This window comes from Parageobacillus sp. NEAU-HV-2 (assembly GCF_059115485.1).
The window spans coordinates 68,128-85,349 of the sequence record NZ_JBXUJJ010000009.1; the positions used below are offsets into that span (position 1 = coordinate 68,128).

Annotated in this window: 15 protein-coding genes; 14 read left to right on the forward strand and 1 reads right to left on the reverse strand. The window is 43.1% G+C overall.

Features of this window, described 5'->3' with window-relative positions; all coding sequences use genetic code 11:
- Positions 1-6: 6 nt before the first annotated feature.
- Together hutI and AC1WMD_RS14515 are read left to right on the forward strand one after the other, a co-directional pair.
- A complete protein-coding gene (hutI, locus tag AC1WMD_RS14510) occupies positions 7-1,281 on the forward strand; it encodes an imidazolonepropionase (RefSeq protein WP_494257737.1) in 1,275 nt (424 codons plus the stop codon).
- Positions 1,282-1,375: 94 nt separating this feature from the next.
- Entirely contained in the window at positions 1,376-2,704 is a 1,329-nt protein-coding gene (locus AC1WMD_RS14515; protein ID WP_494257739.1) for a YjiH family protein, read from the forward strand.
- Positions 2,705-2,761: 57 nt separating this feature from the next.
- Here the strand turns inward: AC1WMD_RS14515 and mscL are convergent, their stop codons facing one another.
- Positions 2,762-3,157 (reverse strand): large conductance mechanosensitive channel protein MscL, encoded by a 396-nt coding sequence (mscL, locus tag AC1WMD_RS14520; RefSeq protein WP_494257741.1) that lies wholly within the window; start codon positions 3,155-3,157, stop codon positions 2,762-2,764.
- 187 nt (positions 3,158-3,344) lie between these two features.
- On the opposite strand from mscL, the gene AC1WMD_RS14525 reads away from it, so the two are divergent.
- The 12 genes from AC1WMD_RS14525 to AC1WMD_RS14580 all read left to right on the forward strand — a co-directional run bounded on the left by AC1WMD_RS14525 (position 3,345) and on the right by AC1WMD_RS14580 (position 17,007).
- A complete protein-coding gene (locus AC1WMD_RS14525) occupies positions 3,345-4,571 on the forward strand; it encodes a YeeE/YedE family protein (protein ID WP_494257742.1) in 1,227 nt (408 codons plus the stop codon).
- Positions 4,572-4,759: 188 nt separating this feature from the next.
- Entirely contained in the window at positions 4,760-5,680 is a 921-nt protein-coding gene (gene yhfZ / locus AC1WMD_RS14530) for a GntR family transcriptional regulator YhfZ (RefSeq protein ID WP_494257744.1), read from the forward strand.
- Positions 5,681-5,733: 53 nt separating this feature from the next.
- Complete coding sequence (locus AC1WMD_RS14535) at positions 5,734-6,081, forward strand: PRD domain-containing protein (RefSeq protein WP_494257745.1); 348 nt, start codon at positions 5,734-5,736, stop codon at positions 6,079-6,081.
- 21 nt (positions 6,082-6,102) lie between these two features.
- Entirely contained in the window at positions 6,103-6,462 is a 360-nt protein-coding gene (locus AC1WMD_RS14540) for a DUF2620 domain-containing protein (protein ID WP_494257789.1), read from the forward strand.
- 17 nt (positions 6,463-6,479) lie between these two features.
- On the forward strand, positions 6,480-7,778 hold the full coding sequence (locus AC1WMD_RS14545; protein ID WP_494257746.1) for a YhfT family protein: 1,299 nt from the start codon (positions 6,480-6,482) through the stop codon (positions 7,776-7,778).
- 15 nt (positions 7,779-7,793) lie between these two features.
- Entirely contained in the window at positions 7,794-8,714 is a 921-nt protein-coding gene (locus AC1WMD_RS14550) for a phosphotriesterase family protein (protein ID WP_494257747.1), read from the forward strand.
- A 3-nt stretch (positions 8,715-8,717) separates the two neighbouring features.
- Positions 8,718-9,848, forward strand: a complete 1,131-nt coding sequence (locus AC1WMD_RS14555; RefSeq protein ID WP_494257748.1) for an aminotransferase class V-fold PLP-dependent enzyme — start codon at positions 8,718-8,720, stop codon at positions 9,846-9,848.
- Positions 9,839-11,002, forward strand: coding sequence for a YhfX family PLP-dependent enzyme (locus AC1WMD_RS14560; RefSeq protein WP_494257749.1), 1,164 nt, complete (start codon positions 9,839-9,841; stop codon positions 11,000-11,002). The genes AC1WMD_RS14555 and AC1WMD_RS14560 overlap by 10 nt, the downstream gene beginning before the upstream one ends.
- A 4-nt stretch (positions 11,003-11,006) precedes the next feature.
- Positions 11,007-12,200, forward strand: a complete 1,194-nt coding sequence (locus AC1WMD_RS14565; protein ID WP_494257750.1) for a phosphopentomutase — start codon at positions 11,007-11,009, stop codon at positions 12,198-12,200.
- A gap of 299 nt (positions 12,201-12,499) precedes the next feature.
- A complete protein-coding gene (locus AC1WMD_RS14570) occupies positions 12,500-14,179 on the forward strand; it encodes an MrcB family domain-containing protein (RefSeq protein ID WP_494257751.1) in 1,680 nt (559 codons plus the stop codon).
- Positions 14,148-16,706: a DUF2357 domain-containing protein gene (locus AC1WMD_RS14575; protein ID WP_494257752.1), complete on the forward strand. Its 2,559-nt coding sequence runs from the start codon at positions 14,148-14,150 to the stop codon at positions 16,704-16,706. Before AC1WMD_RS14570 ends, AC1WMD_RS14575 begins: the two co-directional genes overlap by 32 nt.
- A complete protein-coding gene (locus AC1WMD_RS14580; RefSeq protein ID WP_494257753.1) occupies positions 16,678-17,007 on the forward strand; it encodes a nucleotide pyrophosphohydrolase in 330 nt (109 codons plus the stop codon). Before AC1WMD_RS14575 ends, AC1WMD_RS14580 begins: the two co-directional genes overlap by 29 nt.
- Positions 17,008-17,222 lie beyond the last annotated feature (215 nt).

Sequence of the window (17,222 nt, forward strand, 5' to 3'; positions counted from 1 at the left end):
AAGCGCATGCGCCCACTGTTTATCCGCAACGCCAGCCAGCTCGTGACGCTGGCCGGCAGCTCCACGGCCCCGCTCGTGAAGGAGAAAATGAATGAACTTCACATCATTGAAAATGGCAGCGTCTGGGTGGAAGACGGAAAAATTGCCGCTGTCGGAACGGACGAGGAGCTTTCGCAACAATTTCAAGAGCGGATCGCGGAAGCGGAGATCATCGATGCGACAGGGAAAACGGTGACGCCGGGGCTTGTCGATCCGCACACGCATTTGGTGTACGCGGGAAGCCGTGAAAGCGAATTCGCGATGCGCCTGAACGGGGCGACATACATGGAAATAATGAACGCCGGCGGCGGTATTCACGCGACAACAAAAGCAACGCGGGAAGCATCGAAAGAAACATTGTATGAAGAAAGCAAGCGGCGGCTTGATCAGTTTTTGCTTCACGGCGTCACGACCGTGGAGGCGAAAAGCGGCTATGGCTTGAGTCTTGAGCACGAAGTCAAACAGCTGACGGTGGCGAAACAGCTTGATGAAACCCATCCCGTCGATGTCGTGTCCACGTTTATGGGAGCGCATGCCGTACCCGCCGAGTGGAAAGACAATCCCGACGGCTTTGTCCGCGTCATCGTTGAAGAGATGATTCCGAAAGTAAGCGAGCTCGGGCTTGCCGAATTCAATGATGTCTTTTGTGAACGCGGTGTGTTCACTCCAGAACAGGCAAGAATCATTTTAGAGGCAGGAAAAGCGTACGGGCTGATGCCGAAAATTCACGCCGATGAAATCGAGCCATACGGCGGCGCGGAGCTGGCTGCGGAAGTCGGGGCGGCTTCCGCCGACCATCTCCTGCGCGCTTCGGACGAAGGCATTCGTCGCATGGCGGAAAAAGGGGTGATTGCGGTGCTGCTGCCGGGTACGGCGTTTTTCCTGATGACCAAGGCCGCCAACGCCCGCAAGATCATCGACGCCGGCGTAGCGGTCGCGCTTTCCACCGACTGCAATCCCGGCTCCTCGCCAACCGTATCGCTCCCGCTGATCATGAACCTCGGCTGCCTGCAGATGGGCATGACCCCTGCCGAAGCGCTGGCAGCCGTCACGATCAACGCTGCTCACGCGATCAACCGCGGCCACGAAATCGGAAGCATTGAAGCCGGGAAAAAAGCCGATTTGGTCCTTTTCGACGTCCCGAATTATATGCAGCTCATCTACCATTACGGCATGAACCATACCGATACGGTGATTAAAAACGGACGGGTGGTGGTGGAAAGAGGGAGGATTTGCTACTAGGTATTGGCAACCAAAAGCACGCGCTAGCAGCGCGTGTTTTTCAACCATAAAGAGACTGAATTTTTAAACAAATAAAAGCGAGGCGGTGGGGAAAATGAAAGTAAATACAAGCAAACAGCCTTCGATGTCGGTACAAACTTCCAATGGTCAGGCTTGGAAGTTTTTCGTTTACAGCACGATCGGCATTTTCATGTTTTTCGTTCCCGTGCAAATCGGGGAGACGTCCTCGATTATGCTTGATCATATCGTTTCGTGGATACGTATGCAGTTTCCGGCGCTTGCGCCGTATTATGCGCTCATCGTGATTGCTTTAGGCGCTGTATATCCGTTTTACACTAAAACGTGGAACAAAGATGTGGTTGCGATCGTTTTTTCCTTGATAAAACTATTAGGACTAATGGTAGCGGTCATGTTAATGTTTAAAATCGGACCGTCGTGGCTGTTCAAACCGGACATGGGACCGTTTTTGTACGATAAACTCGTCATCTCCGTTGGTCTGTTAGTGCCGATCGGCTCCGTTTTCCTTGCCCTTTTAGTCGGATATGGGCTTTTGGAATTTGTCGGAGTGTGGATGCAGCCGGTGATGCGGCCGATTTGGAAAACGCCGGGACGCTCGGCGGTTGATGCTGTCGCGTCGTTCGTCGGAAGTTATTCGATTGGACTGCTCATTACCAATAAAGTATTTAAAGAGGGAAAATATACGATTAAAGAGGCGGCTATAATTGCCACGGGTTTTTCGACCGTATCGGTGACGTTCATGGTCGTTGTGGCGAAAACATTGGGGCTGATGAACATCTGGAATACGTATTTTTGGGTGACGTTTTTTGTAACTTTTTTGGTTACGGCTATTACCGTCCGCTTATGGCCGCTAAGCAAAATGAGCAATGACTATTATGATGGCAAAGGTGACCCTGAGGAAAAAGTTATGGAAAACTACATGAAAGAAGCATGGTCGGAAGCGATGAAAGCGGTGCAGCACTCGAAAGGGCTTTGGACGAATGTATGGGAAAATTTAAGAGATGGTTTTATCATGACGATGAGCATTTTGCCGTCGATCATGTCGGTTGGACTGATAGGTTTGCTGCTTGCCGAATATACGCCTCTGTTTGACTGGCTTGGCTATCTTTTCTATCCGTTTACGCTGCTATTGCAAATTCCGGAGCCATTGCTTGCTGCCAAAGCATCAGCGATCGAGATTGCGGAAATGTTTTTGCCTGCCTTGCTTGTAACGGAAGCACCTCTTGTCACTAAATTCATCATCGCGGTCGTTTCGATTTCCGCCATTTTGTTCTTTTCCGCTGTTATTCCTTGCATTTTGGCAACGGAAATCCCGATCAGCATTCCAAGGCTATTAGTCATTTGGGCCGAGCGGACGATTTTAACGCTTATCATCACCACGCCGATAGCGTATGTGCTGCTATGAAGCTAAAAAAGAGCCTGTCCATTCATTTCGGTCAGGCTCTTTTCGTTTTATTTTCGCTCATTGCATTTCCCGCTGTTGTTTCAACAAATCGCGGATTTCCATCAACAGCTCTTCTTCCTTCGTTAAAGTCGGCGCCGTATCTTTGACTTCTTCTTCCTTTTTATTGCGCCGGTACAGCTTATTCAACACTTTGACAAAAACGAAGACCGAAAAGGCGATAATGAAAAAATCAACGACCGTTTGGATAAACATGCCGTATTTCACGACGGCATTGCCGAATTTCCATGACAGCCCGCTAAAATCAATGCCGCCAAGCAATAAGCCGATCAACGGCATCAGGATGTCATTGACGAGCGAAGAAACGATTTTGCCGAACGCTCCGCCGATAATGACCCCGACAGCCAAGTCGACGACATTTCCGCGCATGGCAAATTCTTTAAATTCTTTCCACATGATCCTCACCCTGTTTTTACAATATTGGTACAAAAAAATATAACATAGGAGGTTGCAAAAATGCCAGCTCCATGAGGCTGACGGAACATTTTGCCTATTTTATAAACGGCGAAGCAAAAACATAGAAAATCAATCGAATTTATAGTATTATATAATGTACTTAATTTGAGTAAAGGGGGAAGACAACTTGGATATTGCGGTGAAAAAACAAACGGACGTCCGTATCAAGCCAGCAACGAACGCTCCGAAAAATCCAACGTCGTGGATCATCGCCATTGCGTCCATCGTGTTGATCGGAGGCGCGTTGTTTTTATATAGCCGCGTTTCCTGGCAGCAAGCGCTCCTTTACATGTTAGGAGCGTTCGGTGGATTTATCTTGTACCAAGCGCACTTTGGCTTCACGTCCGCATGGCGTAAATTTATTTTATACCGCCAAGGCGAAGGCATTCGCGCGCAAATGATCATGATGGTGGTGGCAAGCATTTTCTTCTTGCCGCTATTGTTGAAAGGATCGATTTTCGGCCATGCCGTGGCCGGCAATGTACATGATGTCGGGATTTCCGTCGTCGTCGGCGCGTTTATTTTCGGCATCGGCATGCAGCTTGGCGATGGATGTGCATCAGGTACGCTGTATCATATCGGCGGAGGCGATACGAACGGCATCGTCACCTTAATCGGGTTTATCGCCGGCTCGGTCATTGCGACGACCCATTTTGATTTTTGGATGAACACGCCGCATCTGGCGCCGATTTCGTTGATCCACCAGCTTGGCGCGTTTGGCGGTTTTCTGCTTCAGCTCGCGCTGTTGGCACTCGTTTATTACACCGTGACCGCCATCGAAAAACGCCGTCACGGCAAACTGATTACGGTGAAAATCGAAAACAAAAACGGCTGGAAAGCGATTTATAAAGGCCCATGGTCGCTTCTTGTCGGCGCGCTTTTGCTTGCCGTTATGAACACTCTTGTATTAATGGTCAACGGCAAGCCGTGGGGCATCACTTCCGCCTTCGCCCTTTGGGGAGCGAAATTCGTGCAACTGTTTGGCGTCGACCCAACCCAATGGGCCTACTGGCAGGATCCAGCGAAGCTTAATGCGCTGAAAAGCCCATTGTATCAAGATACGACAACGGTCATGGACATCAGCTTAATGTTCGGCGCCTTGCTGGCGGCAGCGTTTGCCGGCCGCTACGCGAAACCGATTCAATGGAGACGCCCTTCGCGCATGACGATCGGCGCCCTTATCGGCGGTCTGATGATGGGGTACGGCGCCCGCCTTGCCTTTGGCTGCAACATCGGCGCGTACTTCAGCGGCATCTCCTCCTTCAGCGTCCACGGCTGGATTTGGTTCGTGTTTGCCTTTCTTGGCAGCCTTATCGGCGTGAAATTACGTCCGTATTGTGCGTATAAGAATTGAAGAAAGCGAAAAAGGGAGAGCGATAGTGCTTTCCCTTTTTCTGTTAGTCAGAGTAGTAGTTATTTGATTATGCGCTTTTTATCTATATTAGCTTTGTTTTTTATTAAATAATATTGTCAGTAATTTTACTATTCGTTATAATAACAATATACAGAATATTGTATCTTATTAAACGTGGTGTATAGAGTATGATGGAGAATTTTTATTCAAAAAGCGGACTTACTTTAAAACAAGTTGCAGAGGAATTACTCTTTTACGAACCAGATGAGCGAATACCTAGAATAAGTGACTTAGCCGAAAAGTTTCAAGTCGGCAGGGGAACGGTTCAATCTGCATTAAAGATTCTAGAAGAAACGCAGAGTATTCGTTTAGAGTCGCGGGGGCACCTTGGAACGTTTTTGAGAGAAAAATGCGTATCAAATCTTTTGAAATTTTCAGGGGTTGACCGCGTATTGGCAGTAATGCCTTTGCCATATTCGAAGAAATATGAAGGGCTTGCATCGGGGCTAGCTTCTGAATTCAATCGTTTAAATCTCGCCTTTAATATTGCTTTTATGAGAGGAGCAAAGCCTCGTCTCGAAGGGGTAAAAGAAGGGAGATATGATTTTGCAATAGTCTCAAGGTTTTCAGCATTGGAAGAAATGAAAAACGATGATTGTCTTATGATTGCTCTTTCCTTTGGTAAACAGACCTATGTTTCAAAGCATGCTGTAATTTTTTCTGATCCAACGAAGAAACGCATTGAAGACAAGTTTAAAATCGGCATCGATACCTTTTCAAATGATCAAAAATTCTTAACCTATGCAGAAACAGAAGGAAAAAATGTTGAATACGTTGAGATGAACTATATGCATCTTTTACAACACTTGAAAGCGCATACAATCGATGCAACTATATGGAATATTGATGAAATTGATACGACGCTCTATCATGTTGAACCATTAACTTCTAAAAAAGCTATTCAATATGAAAGGGAAATAAGTGAAGCCGTTTGTGTTATTCGGAAAGGCAATAGAAAAGTGGAGTACATCTTGCAACATCTTTCAAAAGAAAAAATAGTAGAAATTCAAAGAGGAGTTGAAAGGGGGGATGTTATGCCCAAATACTAACTTGTTTCTTTCTTATTATCAATATACAAAAAATTGTACATTGAGGTGTGATAATGGACACTCTATTGGAGCGCCTAGAAATACTAGAAAAGTCAAACGTGATTACAGAAAATGCAAAAGTCATTTGTAGTAAAGTAATAGAACAATTTGTGAATGAAGAGAATGCAAGTAGATATTCTATGTTAATTACTCACCTCGCAATGGCTATCACAAGATTAGAGAGAAATGAAACCGTTTATTCACCTCCAGATATCATCATGAATGAAGTTTATTTATCTTCCCATTTCCCTGCGGCAGTAGAGAAGGTAGCTATTATTGAAAAGTGGATGAATCGAAAATTGCCAGAAGAAGAAAAGAAATTTTTATACATGCACTTTGTTAACGTTTTATCACAACAATGAGGAAAGGATGGAGTTTATATGATAAGGATCGTCATTGGCGGGCAAGTAGAAAAAGCAGAAATTGAAGCATTAGTAAAGAAGTTTAGTGGCGAGCAGGTCAAAACGATGATCAAATCCGATTTAGAAGCAGCAATGGCGATAAAGTTAGGAGAAGCAGATTATTATTTTGGTGCTTGCCATACTGGCGGTGGTGGGGCGTTGGCAATGGCTATCGCATTGTTGGGAAAACAACAATGTGCAACTATCTCTATGCCGGGGCAGCCTCCGACAAAAGACAAAGTGGAGGAAGCGGTTGCGCAAGGGGCAAAAGCTTTTGGCTTCACAGGGGATCACAAAGAAAAAGCAGTGCAATATTTAATAGAAACACTATTAAAGCGGTAAGTTGAGGGGGAAATAAAATGTTAGAAGTTATTTTAATGATGTGTATTGGTGCATTAGCAGCGGTCATGGCGAATATGGGGATTGCTGTATTTAATGATGGGTTGCGCCCAATTGTGCCAGAAAATCTAGAAGGCCGAATGAGCCGGAGAGAGCTTGGTGTAACTGCTTTTGCCATGAGTTTCGGCTTGGTAATCGGCTTTGGCATTCCGATCTCGATTGCTGGAAGCATTATTTTAATTCACAGCATTTTGCTTGGAACGGATATTATTGGGTTAATTTTCAAACGTGGAAAATTAACTACACCGATTACCGGGGTACTTGGAGCGCTATACGGCGCAGGCATTTACTACGGTCTAAAAGCAGTAGTAGATGCGTTCAAGCTTCTGCCGCTTAACTTTGTTGATGGGTTTAACAAGGTAGGGGAACCAGTTGTTGTTTCCTTTATGGTATTCCCGGCAATTGCAGTTGCTTTGCAATTTGGAATAAAAAAAGGAATTATTACTTTTTTAGTTGCCGCACTGTCCCGTCAAATCATTGTTTTTATGAATACAGAAAAGATTATTAAAATTGGCGGTTCGCCTATCACTCTTAGCCCTGAGGGAATTGCTCTCATTGTCGGAATGATATTTTTAATGGTTTATGCGATGCGTGAAAAATCAGCGGAAAAGAATCTTTCCACATTAGCAACACTATTTACGGATCGTGTCACAAGAATTAAAAAACACTCTTGGGTGTTAATGATTAGTGGGGGACTTATTGCCGCCGCAACGAACCTTTTATTAATTGCTGGTGACCCAATTTCATTAAATCTGCTTTCGGACGGAAAAATTTCCGAAGGTGGAATTGCCTCATTAGCGAAAGCATTCGGATTTGTTCCATTGATTGCCAGTACGGCCATTGCCACCGGTGTCTACGGACCAGTGGGATTTACGTTTGTGTTTGCTGTGGGGATTTTCTCCCCAAATCCAATTGTTGCAGCGATTCTCGGTGCCATTATTATTTTAGCAGAAATTTTCTTATTAACCAAATTAGCTGCTGTTCTTGACCGTTTTCCTGGCATACGTGCCTCCGGTGAAAACATCCGTACAGCGATGACGAGAGTACTAGAAGTTGCTTTGCTCGTGGGTGGTGCAAACGCAGCGAACACCATTGTACCTGGTTTTGGATTTTTCGCTATTGCAGGATTCTATCTCTTAAATGAAGTTGCGGGGCGGCCAATAGTTCGTATGGCTGTAGGACCTATTGGAGCCATCGCGGTGGGGATTATCGGAAACCTATTCGTCCTACTAGGACTTTATACACCACCAACACAGTAAGGGGATGCATAACAAATGTACATTCAGACCGTCCTTGGGAGAATTCAGCCAGAGGAACTAGGTGTTTGTGCTTGTCACGAACATCTCTACATCGATTTAAGCCATGTTAAAAAAAATACTGATACGTGTCTACAAAATTTAGATCTTGTAGTAGAAGATTTAAAAGTTTTTCTTCAGTACGGCGGCAAAGCGATTGTCGAAATGACAAACGATGGAATGGGACGTAATGTAAAAAAGTTGGTAGAAATCAGTAAGTTGCTTGATTTACACATTATCGCTAGTACTGGTTGTTATAAGGATCCTTTCATTCCTCAAGAAAAGATAAATTGGGACCGCGATGAATTTGCGGAGTGGATGATAGATGAAATCGAGAATGGCATTGATGGGATGAATATAAAACCGGGGGTTATTGGTGAGATAGGAAGCAGTTTCAATGAGTTTAAACCTATTGAGATGGAACTGTTTTATGGAGCAATTGAAGCGGCTAAAACAACCAAACTGCCTTTATCGACACATACTACGCTAGGAACACTCGCGCTGGAACAAGTTGAATTATTTATCCGCGAGAATTTGCCTTTACATCAGGTGATCATCGGGCATCAAGATTTGAACGAAGATGACGAAGTCGTATTGGAAGTTTTATCATCAGGCGTATACATCGCGCTAGATACGATAGGAAAAGAGAATTATCGCAGTGACATGAGCCGGATGAAATCGTTGCTATATTTTCTTGAAAGAGGATATGAAGATCAAATCTTGCTTTCCAGTGATGTAACGCGTCAATCACATTTACTTTCTCGCGGCGGACAGGGATATAGCGTGGTATTACGAAAATTTATTCCTACTTTAAGGGAAATGGGGGTACCAGAGACAACGATTGAAAAGTTGCTTGTGAAAAATCCACAAAAAGCACTTAGCATACGGAAAGAAGGTTAATATATGGCAAAAAAATATGAACAATCTGTATTACAAAATATGACATTGGAAGAAGCAAAGTTGCTGCAGTTTCGGTTAATTGACGAAATTACAAAGGAGTTTTCCAATAACGAGTTTTTTCAATTAGGCGATGTTGGACTTCATCCAGAATATCATCGTCCCCTCATGACGGCTAGAATAGAGAAGGTTCTAGCAAGAACATTCCATGTGGAAGCATGTGCGCTAGTACGGGGAAGTGGAACTGGAGCGATTCGTGCCGTGCTGAGCGTGTTAGTGCGTCCCGGAGATATATGTATTGTACATGATGCGCCAATGTACGCAACAACGAAAGAAACTTTCCGCATCATGGGATTAAGGAAACATGAAGTTAATCTTAATGACAAAAATGCAGTGTTGAAAGCACTCGAACAGGCTGTAGATGCCAAAGTATTTTATGTACAGCACGCGCGCCAGCAGCCGGTGGACACATATGATTTAAAAGAATTAATTGCTATTGTAAAAGAACGCAGACCGGATTTACCGGTCGTTGTAGACGATAATTATTGCGCTATGAAAATGAAAGGAATCGGAGTGGAATATGGAGCAGATTTTTCGGCGTTTTCCGGTTTCAAACTCCTTGGTCCGGAAGGTATCGGCATCATTCTGGGCAGAAAACATATTATCGAGAAAATCCATGAACGTAATTATTCTGGTGGCGGTCAAGTACAAGGATTCGAAGCGCATGAACTTATTCGAAGTATGGTTTTCGCTCCGGTTATGTTTGCCATTCAAAATGAACAAGTGGATGAATTATGCGACCGTTTAAATAGAGGAGAAATTGACGGTATAAAAGAGGCATATATTACCAATTCACAATCCAAAAACGTCATTGTCGAACTAAAAGAGCCTATTGCGCAGAAAATTATTCATCTCGCCGCCAAGTTTGGCGCTGCGACCTATCCTGTTGGTGCGGAATCACGATATGAATTAATACCGATGATTTACCGTGTTTCTGGCAGTTTTCTAGAAAGCCGTCCGGAGTTAAGGGATTATGGACTTCGAATTAATCCAATGAAAGCCTCTGCCAGCACGGTGATTAGGATTTTAAAAAATGCATTGCAAGAGGCTTCAAGGACTGATGGTACATGTTTTTAAATATGATGTTACAACGAAATGAAGAGCTGATTCGGGTAGCGGCCAAATTACATCAAGATGGAAAAATACCCGCAAATACCTATGTGATTGATCTAGACTCTTTGGAAAGAAATGTACAATGGATTAGCCAAACGGCAAAAGAGCATGATTTGAAACTTTACTATATGACAAAACAAATCGGCAGAAGCGGGTTTGTCGGGCAAATCATTCAGAACAACGGAATTGAGCGGGCGGTTGCAGTTGATATTGATGAGGCAATCGAATTAAAAAAAGAAGGGTGTGCCATTGGCAATATCGGACATCTTGTCCAGCCGAGTAAATCTCAGTGGCATTACGTGCTAACCTTTCTTCGTCCGGAAGTAGTAACTCTTTTTTCGTATGAAAGAGCGAAACAATTATCGGACGCGGCTGAAAAATTAGGAAAAAAACAAAATGTTCTATTGCGAGTGATTCGGCCAAACGATGTGATTTTTCCAGGGCAATTTGGTGGATTTCTTTTAGATGATTTAGAAGGACAATTGGATGACATATTGACGCTAAAAGGAATTAATGTTGTGGGGGTCACAAGTTTTCCGATTTTCCGTTTCAATCAGGAACAACAAGACTTTTCTTTTACTCCCAATATAGAAACACTGCAAAAAGCAAGAAATATTTTGGAGAGAAAAGGAATAAAAGTAACACAGGTCAACGCACCTGGTGCGACGAGCTGCTATACCATCCCTAAATTAAAAGAAGCAGGTGTTACTCACGGTGAGCCAGGGCACGCAATGACGGGAACTACACCGCTTCACGCCTATAAATCAGACTTGCCGGAGGTTCCTAGCATTGTGTATGTATCCGAAATCTCACACATGGACGATGAATTTGCATATACGATCGGGGGAGGTTTCTATGCCCGTTCAAATATGAAATACGCGTTGTTTGGAGGAACTGAAAAGAAGATTATCCAACAAAAAGCAGAAATTGATCGCTGGTCGGCGACGAATATTGATTATTATGGCTGTCTGAAGCGAAAAGAAGAGATGAAAGTCGGTGATACGGTTATTTACGCGTTTCGTACACAAATTTTTGTGACAAGGTCTCATGTCGCTTATATCCGAGGCGCTCACCAAAAAGCTCCTGAGCTCGTTTATTTCCAAAGAAGGGGGCAATAGCAACTTGAAACGGGTTACTTTAATAGTATTAGACGGGTTTGGAATTGGTTTCATGGATGATTGTACAGAGGTGAAGCCAGAGGATGTTGGGGCAAACACGTATAAACATCTTCGAGAGGCCGTCGATTTACACATTCCTACTTTGTATGAATTAGGATTGGGAAAAATCGTTGACAATATCGGCGAGCCGAAGGCAGCGTATGGTAAAAGCAATTTGGCCCATTATGGGGCGGATACATTTATGGGGCATCAGGAACTAATGGGGAGCAAGCCGGGAATTCCGAAAAAACGGCTAATGAAAGATGTGGGAGCAAATATAAAAACCGCCCTGGAAAACCATGGATATCGTGTCGAACATCCAATAAAAAAAGCCTCGATTCTCTTAGTAAATGGTGCGGTCGTCATTGGAGATAATCTGGAAGCGGAAAAAGGAAATATTATTAATGTAGTCGGCGACTTAAATCTAGTTTCTTTTGATGAATTGAGTAAAATCGCTAATATTGTTAGAAAATGTGTAGATACAAGTAGAGTTATTGCGTTTGGAAATAAAAAGACAAACATTGAAACAATTCTTAACGCCGTAAAAGAAAAATCCCCAGGACAGTGGGGAGTGGACAGCCCGAAGGCAAATGTATACGGCGACGGCTATCAAGTGATCCATTTAGGATATGGCATAAATTACGACAGGCAGTTTGCCCATATTGCGGAGTTGAATCAGATACCGGTTTACCGAATTGGAAAAACAGCAGATGTGATTCAAGCAACTGGATTTAAAGATCCAGTTGTCAACACGCGAAGCGTCCTTGAAACATATCGTGCCTTATTCAGAGAAAGTAAGGGGGATTCCGTTTTTCTTGTCAATGTTCAAGAAACGGATTTGGCAGGGCATAAGCAAGATTGTGTCTGGTATAAGGAAGTATTAGAAGAAGTAGACGGTTTTTTGTCAACTTTTATTAGTGAACTGAAGGACGATGATCTTCTTATCATCACTGCTGATCACGGGAATGACCCTACTATAGGGCACTCTAATCATACCCGTGAGCAAACACCCATTCTTGTAGTCGGCCCAAGAGTAAAACCCGTATCGATTGGCATTCGCAATACTATGGCGGATATTGCAGCAACCATGGCGCAATATATGAACGTTGATCCCCCTGAGTACGGGGTGAGTTTCTTGCGTGATATAATCAAGGAATAGCATAGGATGTAATCACTTTAGTTTTTATTAGAATTCACCTGTTACATGGAACAAGTGCGAATTGCTAAAGGCGGGAGATGTGCAATTTTGAAGTTTAAGGGCTTGTTATCAAGGTGGTATCCACCATCCCATGCATGTTGTTGTGCTGCAGGGATGGTGTTTTTTTGTGCCAATAGGCTTTTTGCATCATACCTTTTTCAAGAATTATTAGACGTTTCGTCGATTATTTTTGTAAAATATAAGGTAAAAGTTACTAGTTTATCATATTAGCAGAAACAGCTTTTAAAGGAGCATTCCAAATGGCGATGCACGATCTTTTTTTACAAGTGATGAAAACGTACTTGCAAGAGAAACGAGAAAGATTTTCCAAAGAGCAGCCGGTGTTTCAATTAGTGACGAAAGCGATTCCGCAAGCAATCGAGAAGTTATCTTTTATCCCGCAAGATCGCTACGTGGTCAAAGGATCGGTTGGCCAAGGGGTATGGACGGATGTTCCTTGGGTCGCCATTATGAATAAAGAAGTCACTACCTCCACGCAGAGAGGGTATTATATTGTTTACTTGTTCAGTGACGACATGAGCAAATTGTATCTGACATTCGCCCAAGGCGTGACGGAAACACCGAAAGAAGAAATGATTCGCATTAAACAAGAAATCCGCCAAACGATTCCGATGAGCGGAAATGTGAAAAAAGATGATGAAATCGATCTTGGCGAAAGCAAAAAAGCAAAAGAGTATAAGGACTCTGTCGCCGCTTATATCGCTTACTCGATCGATGATATGCCTGCGGACGAGCAGCTGCAGCATGACTTGCAGCAAATGATCGAATACTACGAAAAATATGTGGAGATTACAATGGACATGAAACGTGCATCTGAATCGCATTCGTATGAAACGATCGTTAATCATATTCACTCTTACATCTCTAGAAAAGGTTTTTACTATACGAATGAAGAAGTGATAAATTTATTTTTGTCTTTAAAAACAAAACCTTTTGTTATTTTATCGGGGATTTCCGGAACCGGGAAAACAAAAATCGTTCAATGGCTTGCCGAGAGCGTTGGCGCGACGGAAGAAAACGGTCGGCTTACATTAATTCCTGTCCGCCCCGATTGGAATGACGGATCGGATTTGCTTGGATATGTAGATATTAAAGGAGAATTTAAGGCAGGGCCGCTGACGAAAGTGGTGCTAGAAGCGGAACAAAATCCAGAAGAGCCGTATTTTGTCTTGCTCGATGAAATGAACCTGGCGAGGGTGGAGCATTATTTCAGCGATGTCCTCAGCGTGATGGAAAGCCGGCGCTGGGAAAATGGAAAAATCGTTTCTTCTAAACTGCTTTCGAAAGAAATAGCGGGTCGGGATATTTACCTTCCGGTCAATGTCTACATTATTGGAACGGTCAATATGGATGAAACGACACATCCTTTCAGCAAAAAAGTATTAGACCGCGCCAATACGATTGAATTCAATCGCGTTCAGCTTGACCATCTTGATTTTTTAAGAGATTTAAAGCAAGTGCAGCCGATGAAGCTGAAACAAGGAGAATTTGCCGCTAAATATTTGCATTTAAAAGATGTGTATCAACGGTATCCGCATGTTGTCGAAAAGGCAACGAACGAGCTGGTGAAAATCAATACCTATTTACAACCTTTAGGTGCGCACATCGGTTACCGCGTCCGCGATGAAATTTGCTTTTATCTTGCTTACAATGAAGAAGGAAAGCTAATGACATTTGAAAACGCGTTTGATCATTGCCTCTTGCAGAAAATTTTGCCGCGCATTTCTGGAAGCGACAATAGGGTACAACGCGCGCTGGAGCAGCTGTTTACATTTTGCACTAGTATTGAATTAAATGGAGAATACGATGCCTTGCTTGATTTTACATACGCGAAATATCCGAAAAGCGCCGATAAAATTTTACACATGTTAAGGAGGTTAGCGGACGATGGCTTTACCTCCTTCTGGATTGGCTCGTGAGGATGTAGAGCTGGTCCATATTGAAACAAAACACGTCACGCTCGTGATCAAAGGAAAACCATATCATGAGCAATATAAAGGACTCCAGCAATACCGCAAGCTCGACTTTCACGAATCGATGGAGTTTTTAGTCAAGGGAGAAGACATTCTCGAAGTAAAGATATTTGATATTGATCAACAAAGACTTGTGGAATGGTCTGAGGGCCACCGGCCGATCTTTTTTGAAAATGGCATTTATCAAATCATCGTTTCTCCAAAAAACGATAGTGAACTAACGTTTTATCATGAATATCCATCATTAAGAAGAGCAGTCGATCGAGTCAACTTTGGCAATCAATACGTACTGATGGGAAACCTTCATTTTCAAAACGAAGTAGGATTATCCACGTTTGAAATCCGAACTGGAGATAAAGTCCTGTTAGAAGTAACGATCGAAATTTTTCCAACGAAATTAAATTATAAAGAAGACTACCAAAAGCTTCTTCAAGAAGTGAGTGACGAAATTTATAATCTCGCGTTTCATTTTATCAAGAAAACGTATCAGCGGGCGAAAGCAAAACTAGACGGCACTCCTTCCCGAAGCGAATTTTTCCGGCTTATGGAGGCGCATTTTCACGACTTCCTCCAAGCCATTCAGCAAATCGAGCGGCAGCCGCATCATCAGCTCGCGACCACCCATGTAAAAGCGAGAGGAGACCAGCTTGGCCGCTTGGATCAAAAGGGAAGAAACTATTTGCGGAAAAGGCCGCAATTATTTTGTGAAGTCCATAACGGAATAAAGATTCAGCACCGTTCACTGATGCCGATCTCCGGCTTAAAAGCGAAAAAAGAGTTGACGTATGATACGCTAGAAAATCGGTTTGTCAAATGGATGATGGCACGTTTAATTGACAAATTGCACGATTTATGGGAAAAAGTGCAATCGAAAAACAAACGATACGAAGTAGAGGCGGATCCGGATTTGCTTGCGAAAATCATGAATATGAAACGCGCACTCGAAGCGAAAACAAACAATGCGTTTTGGCGGACGATCGGGAAACTGGACCGTTCGATCATGAGCCTTGTCTTGCAAATGGCGCCGGGATATCGCGATGCATATCAAATCTTTTTGATCGTAACGCGGGGGCTTGCGCTGCAGGGGAAGCTGTATCACATGTCCGTCAAAGACGTCGCGACATTGTACGAGTATTGGACGTTTCTGAAGCTGGGACAACTGTTAGGCAAAAAATATAAACTGCTCAGCCAGGACATTATTCAAGTGAATCGAACGGGATTATTCGTTAACTTGGAAAAAAACCGCTCCGCCAAGCGGGTATACGAACATCCGTACACGGGCGAAAAAATTATTTTGACGTATCAAAAATACGAAGGAAGGCTGCCAACCATTCCGCAAATTCCGGATACGATGCTGTCGATTGAAAAGAAAGGGAAAGATTATACGTTTAATTACATTTTCGACGCGAAATATCGCATTGATTTTGCAGTGGAGGGAAGCAGCTACCAAAAGCGTTATCAGATTCCGGGACCGATGGAAGAAGATATCAATACGATGCATCGTTATCGAGATTCGCTCGTTGTCCGCCACAACGGCCCTTATGAAAGAACCGCTTTTGGCGCTTATGTGTTATTTCCATGGTACGATGAAGATAGCTATCAAGAGCACAAGCTATACAAAAGCATTAATGAAGTCAATATCGGCGGATTGCCGTTTTTGCCAAACGCGACCCGGCTAGTCGAACAATTGATCGAGCGGCTGATCGAAAAAAGCCCGGAGGAATTGCAAAAAGAAGGAATTTTGCCGCAGGGGATCATGGAAGAATGGCGGTCTTCTTTCGATGAAAAAGTGCTTGTTGGGATGGTCCCTAGCGCGCAAAACTATCACGCCCATCTGAAGCACAGGTTTTATCACATTCCGGTCCAACGGTTGAAAAAAGGCTGGCAAGAAGCGAAATACATCGCTCTTTATCCAAAACAAGGAGCGGCGCCAGTCAATGGAGTTACTTGTTTTGGAAAGATCATCGATGTAAAGTTTGTAAAACGATACGAAATCAACGAACTGCCAAAAAACAGTTCAGAGGAGTACGTGAGATTCGAGATCGAAAGCTGGCATTTTTTAAAGGACATTATCCGACCGGTCGGCTATGGAATATCGGTCTATACGATGACGACGTTAAACACATTAAAAGAAGCGAAAGAACTTCCTGAATTGTTCATGAAATCGAAAGAAGAAATCGCTTTATGGAGAATGCTGCGGAGACTATCCGACCGCATCCGCTTTGACCTGGATGACCGATATTTGGATAAAGCGTCTAAAATCAAGGCGTACCGAATCAAAGATATTGTCATAAAGCTCGAAGGAGAACAGCTAGTCATCACAAGAGGAACCGAATGCAAAACACTTCCGATTGACCATTTGCTCAAACAGCCGTCGATGGTGTTTAAGGAGATTGTGAGATTGATGGATAGCAAGAAAATTAGCACTAACGGAGGTAATGATAATGAAACATTTACAGCAAAAAATCATTGAATTTCGCGATGCGCGTAATTGGAAACAGTTTCATACCCCAAAAGACTTAGCGATTTCATTATGCCTGGAAGCAGGAGAGTTACTGGAAAATTTCCAATGGAAAAGCAGCGAAGAAGCTGTAAAAACAAACTTGGAAAATATAAAAGATGAAATTGCCGATGTGGTTATTTATGCACTCCTGCTTTCACATGAATTAGGGATTGACGTAGAAAAAGCTGTTATCGATAAAATAAAGAAAAATGAGCAGAAGTATCCGATTGAGAAATCGTTTGGGTCAAAAAAGAAATATACTGAATTATAAAATTGAAATAAGTATTGGTGATTTGTTAGATGCATGTTCGCTGTTCCAATTGGAATCATGATCGTGTCCATCCCTTGAAGAGTTGTTTTTGGTCACTATATATGACTTCCAAGGTGGTGGATTTTTTATGTGCATTTATGCATTCGTTATATATTTTGCAACACGTCCATTTATCAAAATAAATTGGAAATATTATAAAATATGATTAGATGATA

What these genes read in the sequence shown, in the direction of transcription:
- AC1WMD_RS14570 (WP_494257751.1), top strand. Translation starts at nt 12,500, where the DNA reads ATGGCGATGCACGATCTTTTTTTACAAGTGATGAAAACGTACTTGCAA.
- AC1WMD_RS14550 (WP_494257747.1), top strand. Translation starts at nt 7,794, where the DNA reads ATGTACATTCAGACCGTCCTTGGGAGAATTCAGCCAGAGGAACTAGGT.
- AC1WMD_RS14575 (WP_494257752.1), top strand. Translation starts at nt 14,148, where the DNA reads ATGGCTTTACCTCCTTCTGGATTGGCTCGTGAGGATGTAGAGCTGGTC.
- AC1WMD_RS14580 (WP_494257753.1), top strand. Translation starts at nt 16,678, where the DNA reads ATGAAACATTTACAGCAAAAAATCATTGAATTTCGCGATGCGCGTAAT.
- AC1WMD_RS14560 (WP_494257749.1), top strand. Translation starts at nt 9,839, where the DNA reads ATGTTTTTAAATATGATGTTACAACGAAATGAAGAGCTGATTCGGGTA.
- AC1WMD_RS14515 (WP_494257739.1), top strand. Translation starts at nt 1,376, where the DNA reads ATGAAAGTAAATACAAGCAAACAGCCTTCGATGTCGGTACAAACTTCC.
- AC1WMD_RS14535 (WP_494257745.1), top strand. Translation starts at nt 5,734, where the DNA reads ATGGACACTCTATTGGAGCGCCTAGAAATACTAGAAAAGTCAAACGTG.
- AC1WMD_RS14545 (WP_494257746.1), top strand. Translation starts at nt 6,480, where the DNA reads ATGTTAGAAGTTATTTTAATGATGTGTATTGGTGCATTAGCAGCGGTC.
- hutI (WP_494257737.1), top strand. Translation starts at nt 7, where the DNA reads ATGCGCCCACTGTTTATCCGCAACGCCAGCCAGCTCGTGACGCTGGCC.
- mscL (WP_494257741.1), bottom strand. Translation starts at nt 3,157, where the DNA reads ATGTGGAAAGAATTTAAAGAATTTGCCATGCGCGGAAATGTCGTCGAC.
- yhfZ (WP_494257744.1), top strand. Translation starts at nt 4,760, where the DNA reads ATGATGGAGAATTTTTATTCAAAAAGCGGACTTACTTTAAAACAAGTT.
- AC1WMD_RS14555 (WP_494257748.1), top strand. Translation starts at nt 8,718, where the DNA reads ATGGCAAAAAAATATGAACAATCTGTATTACAAAATATGACATTGGAA.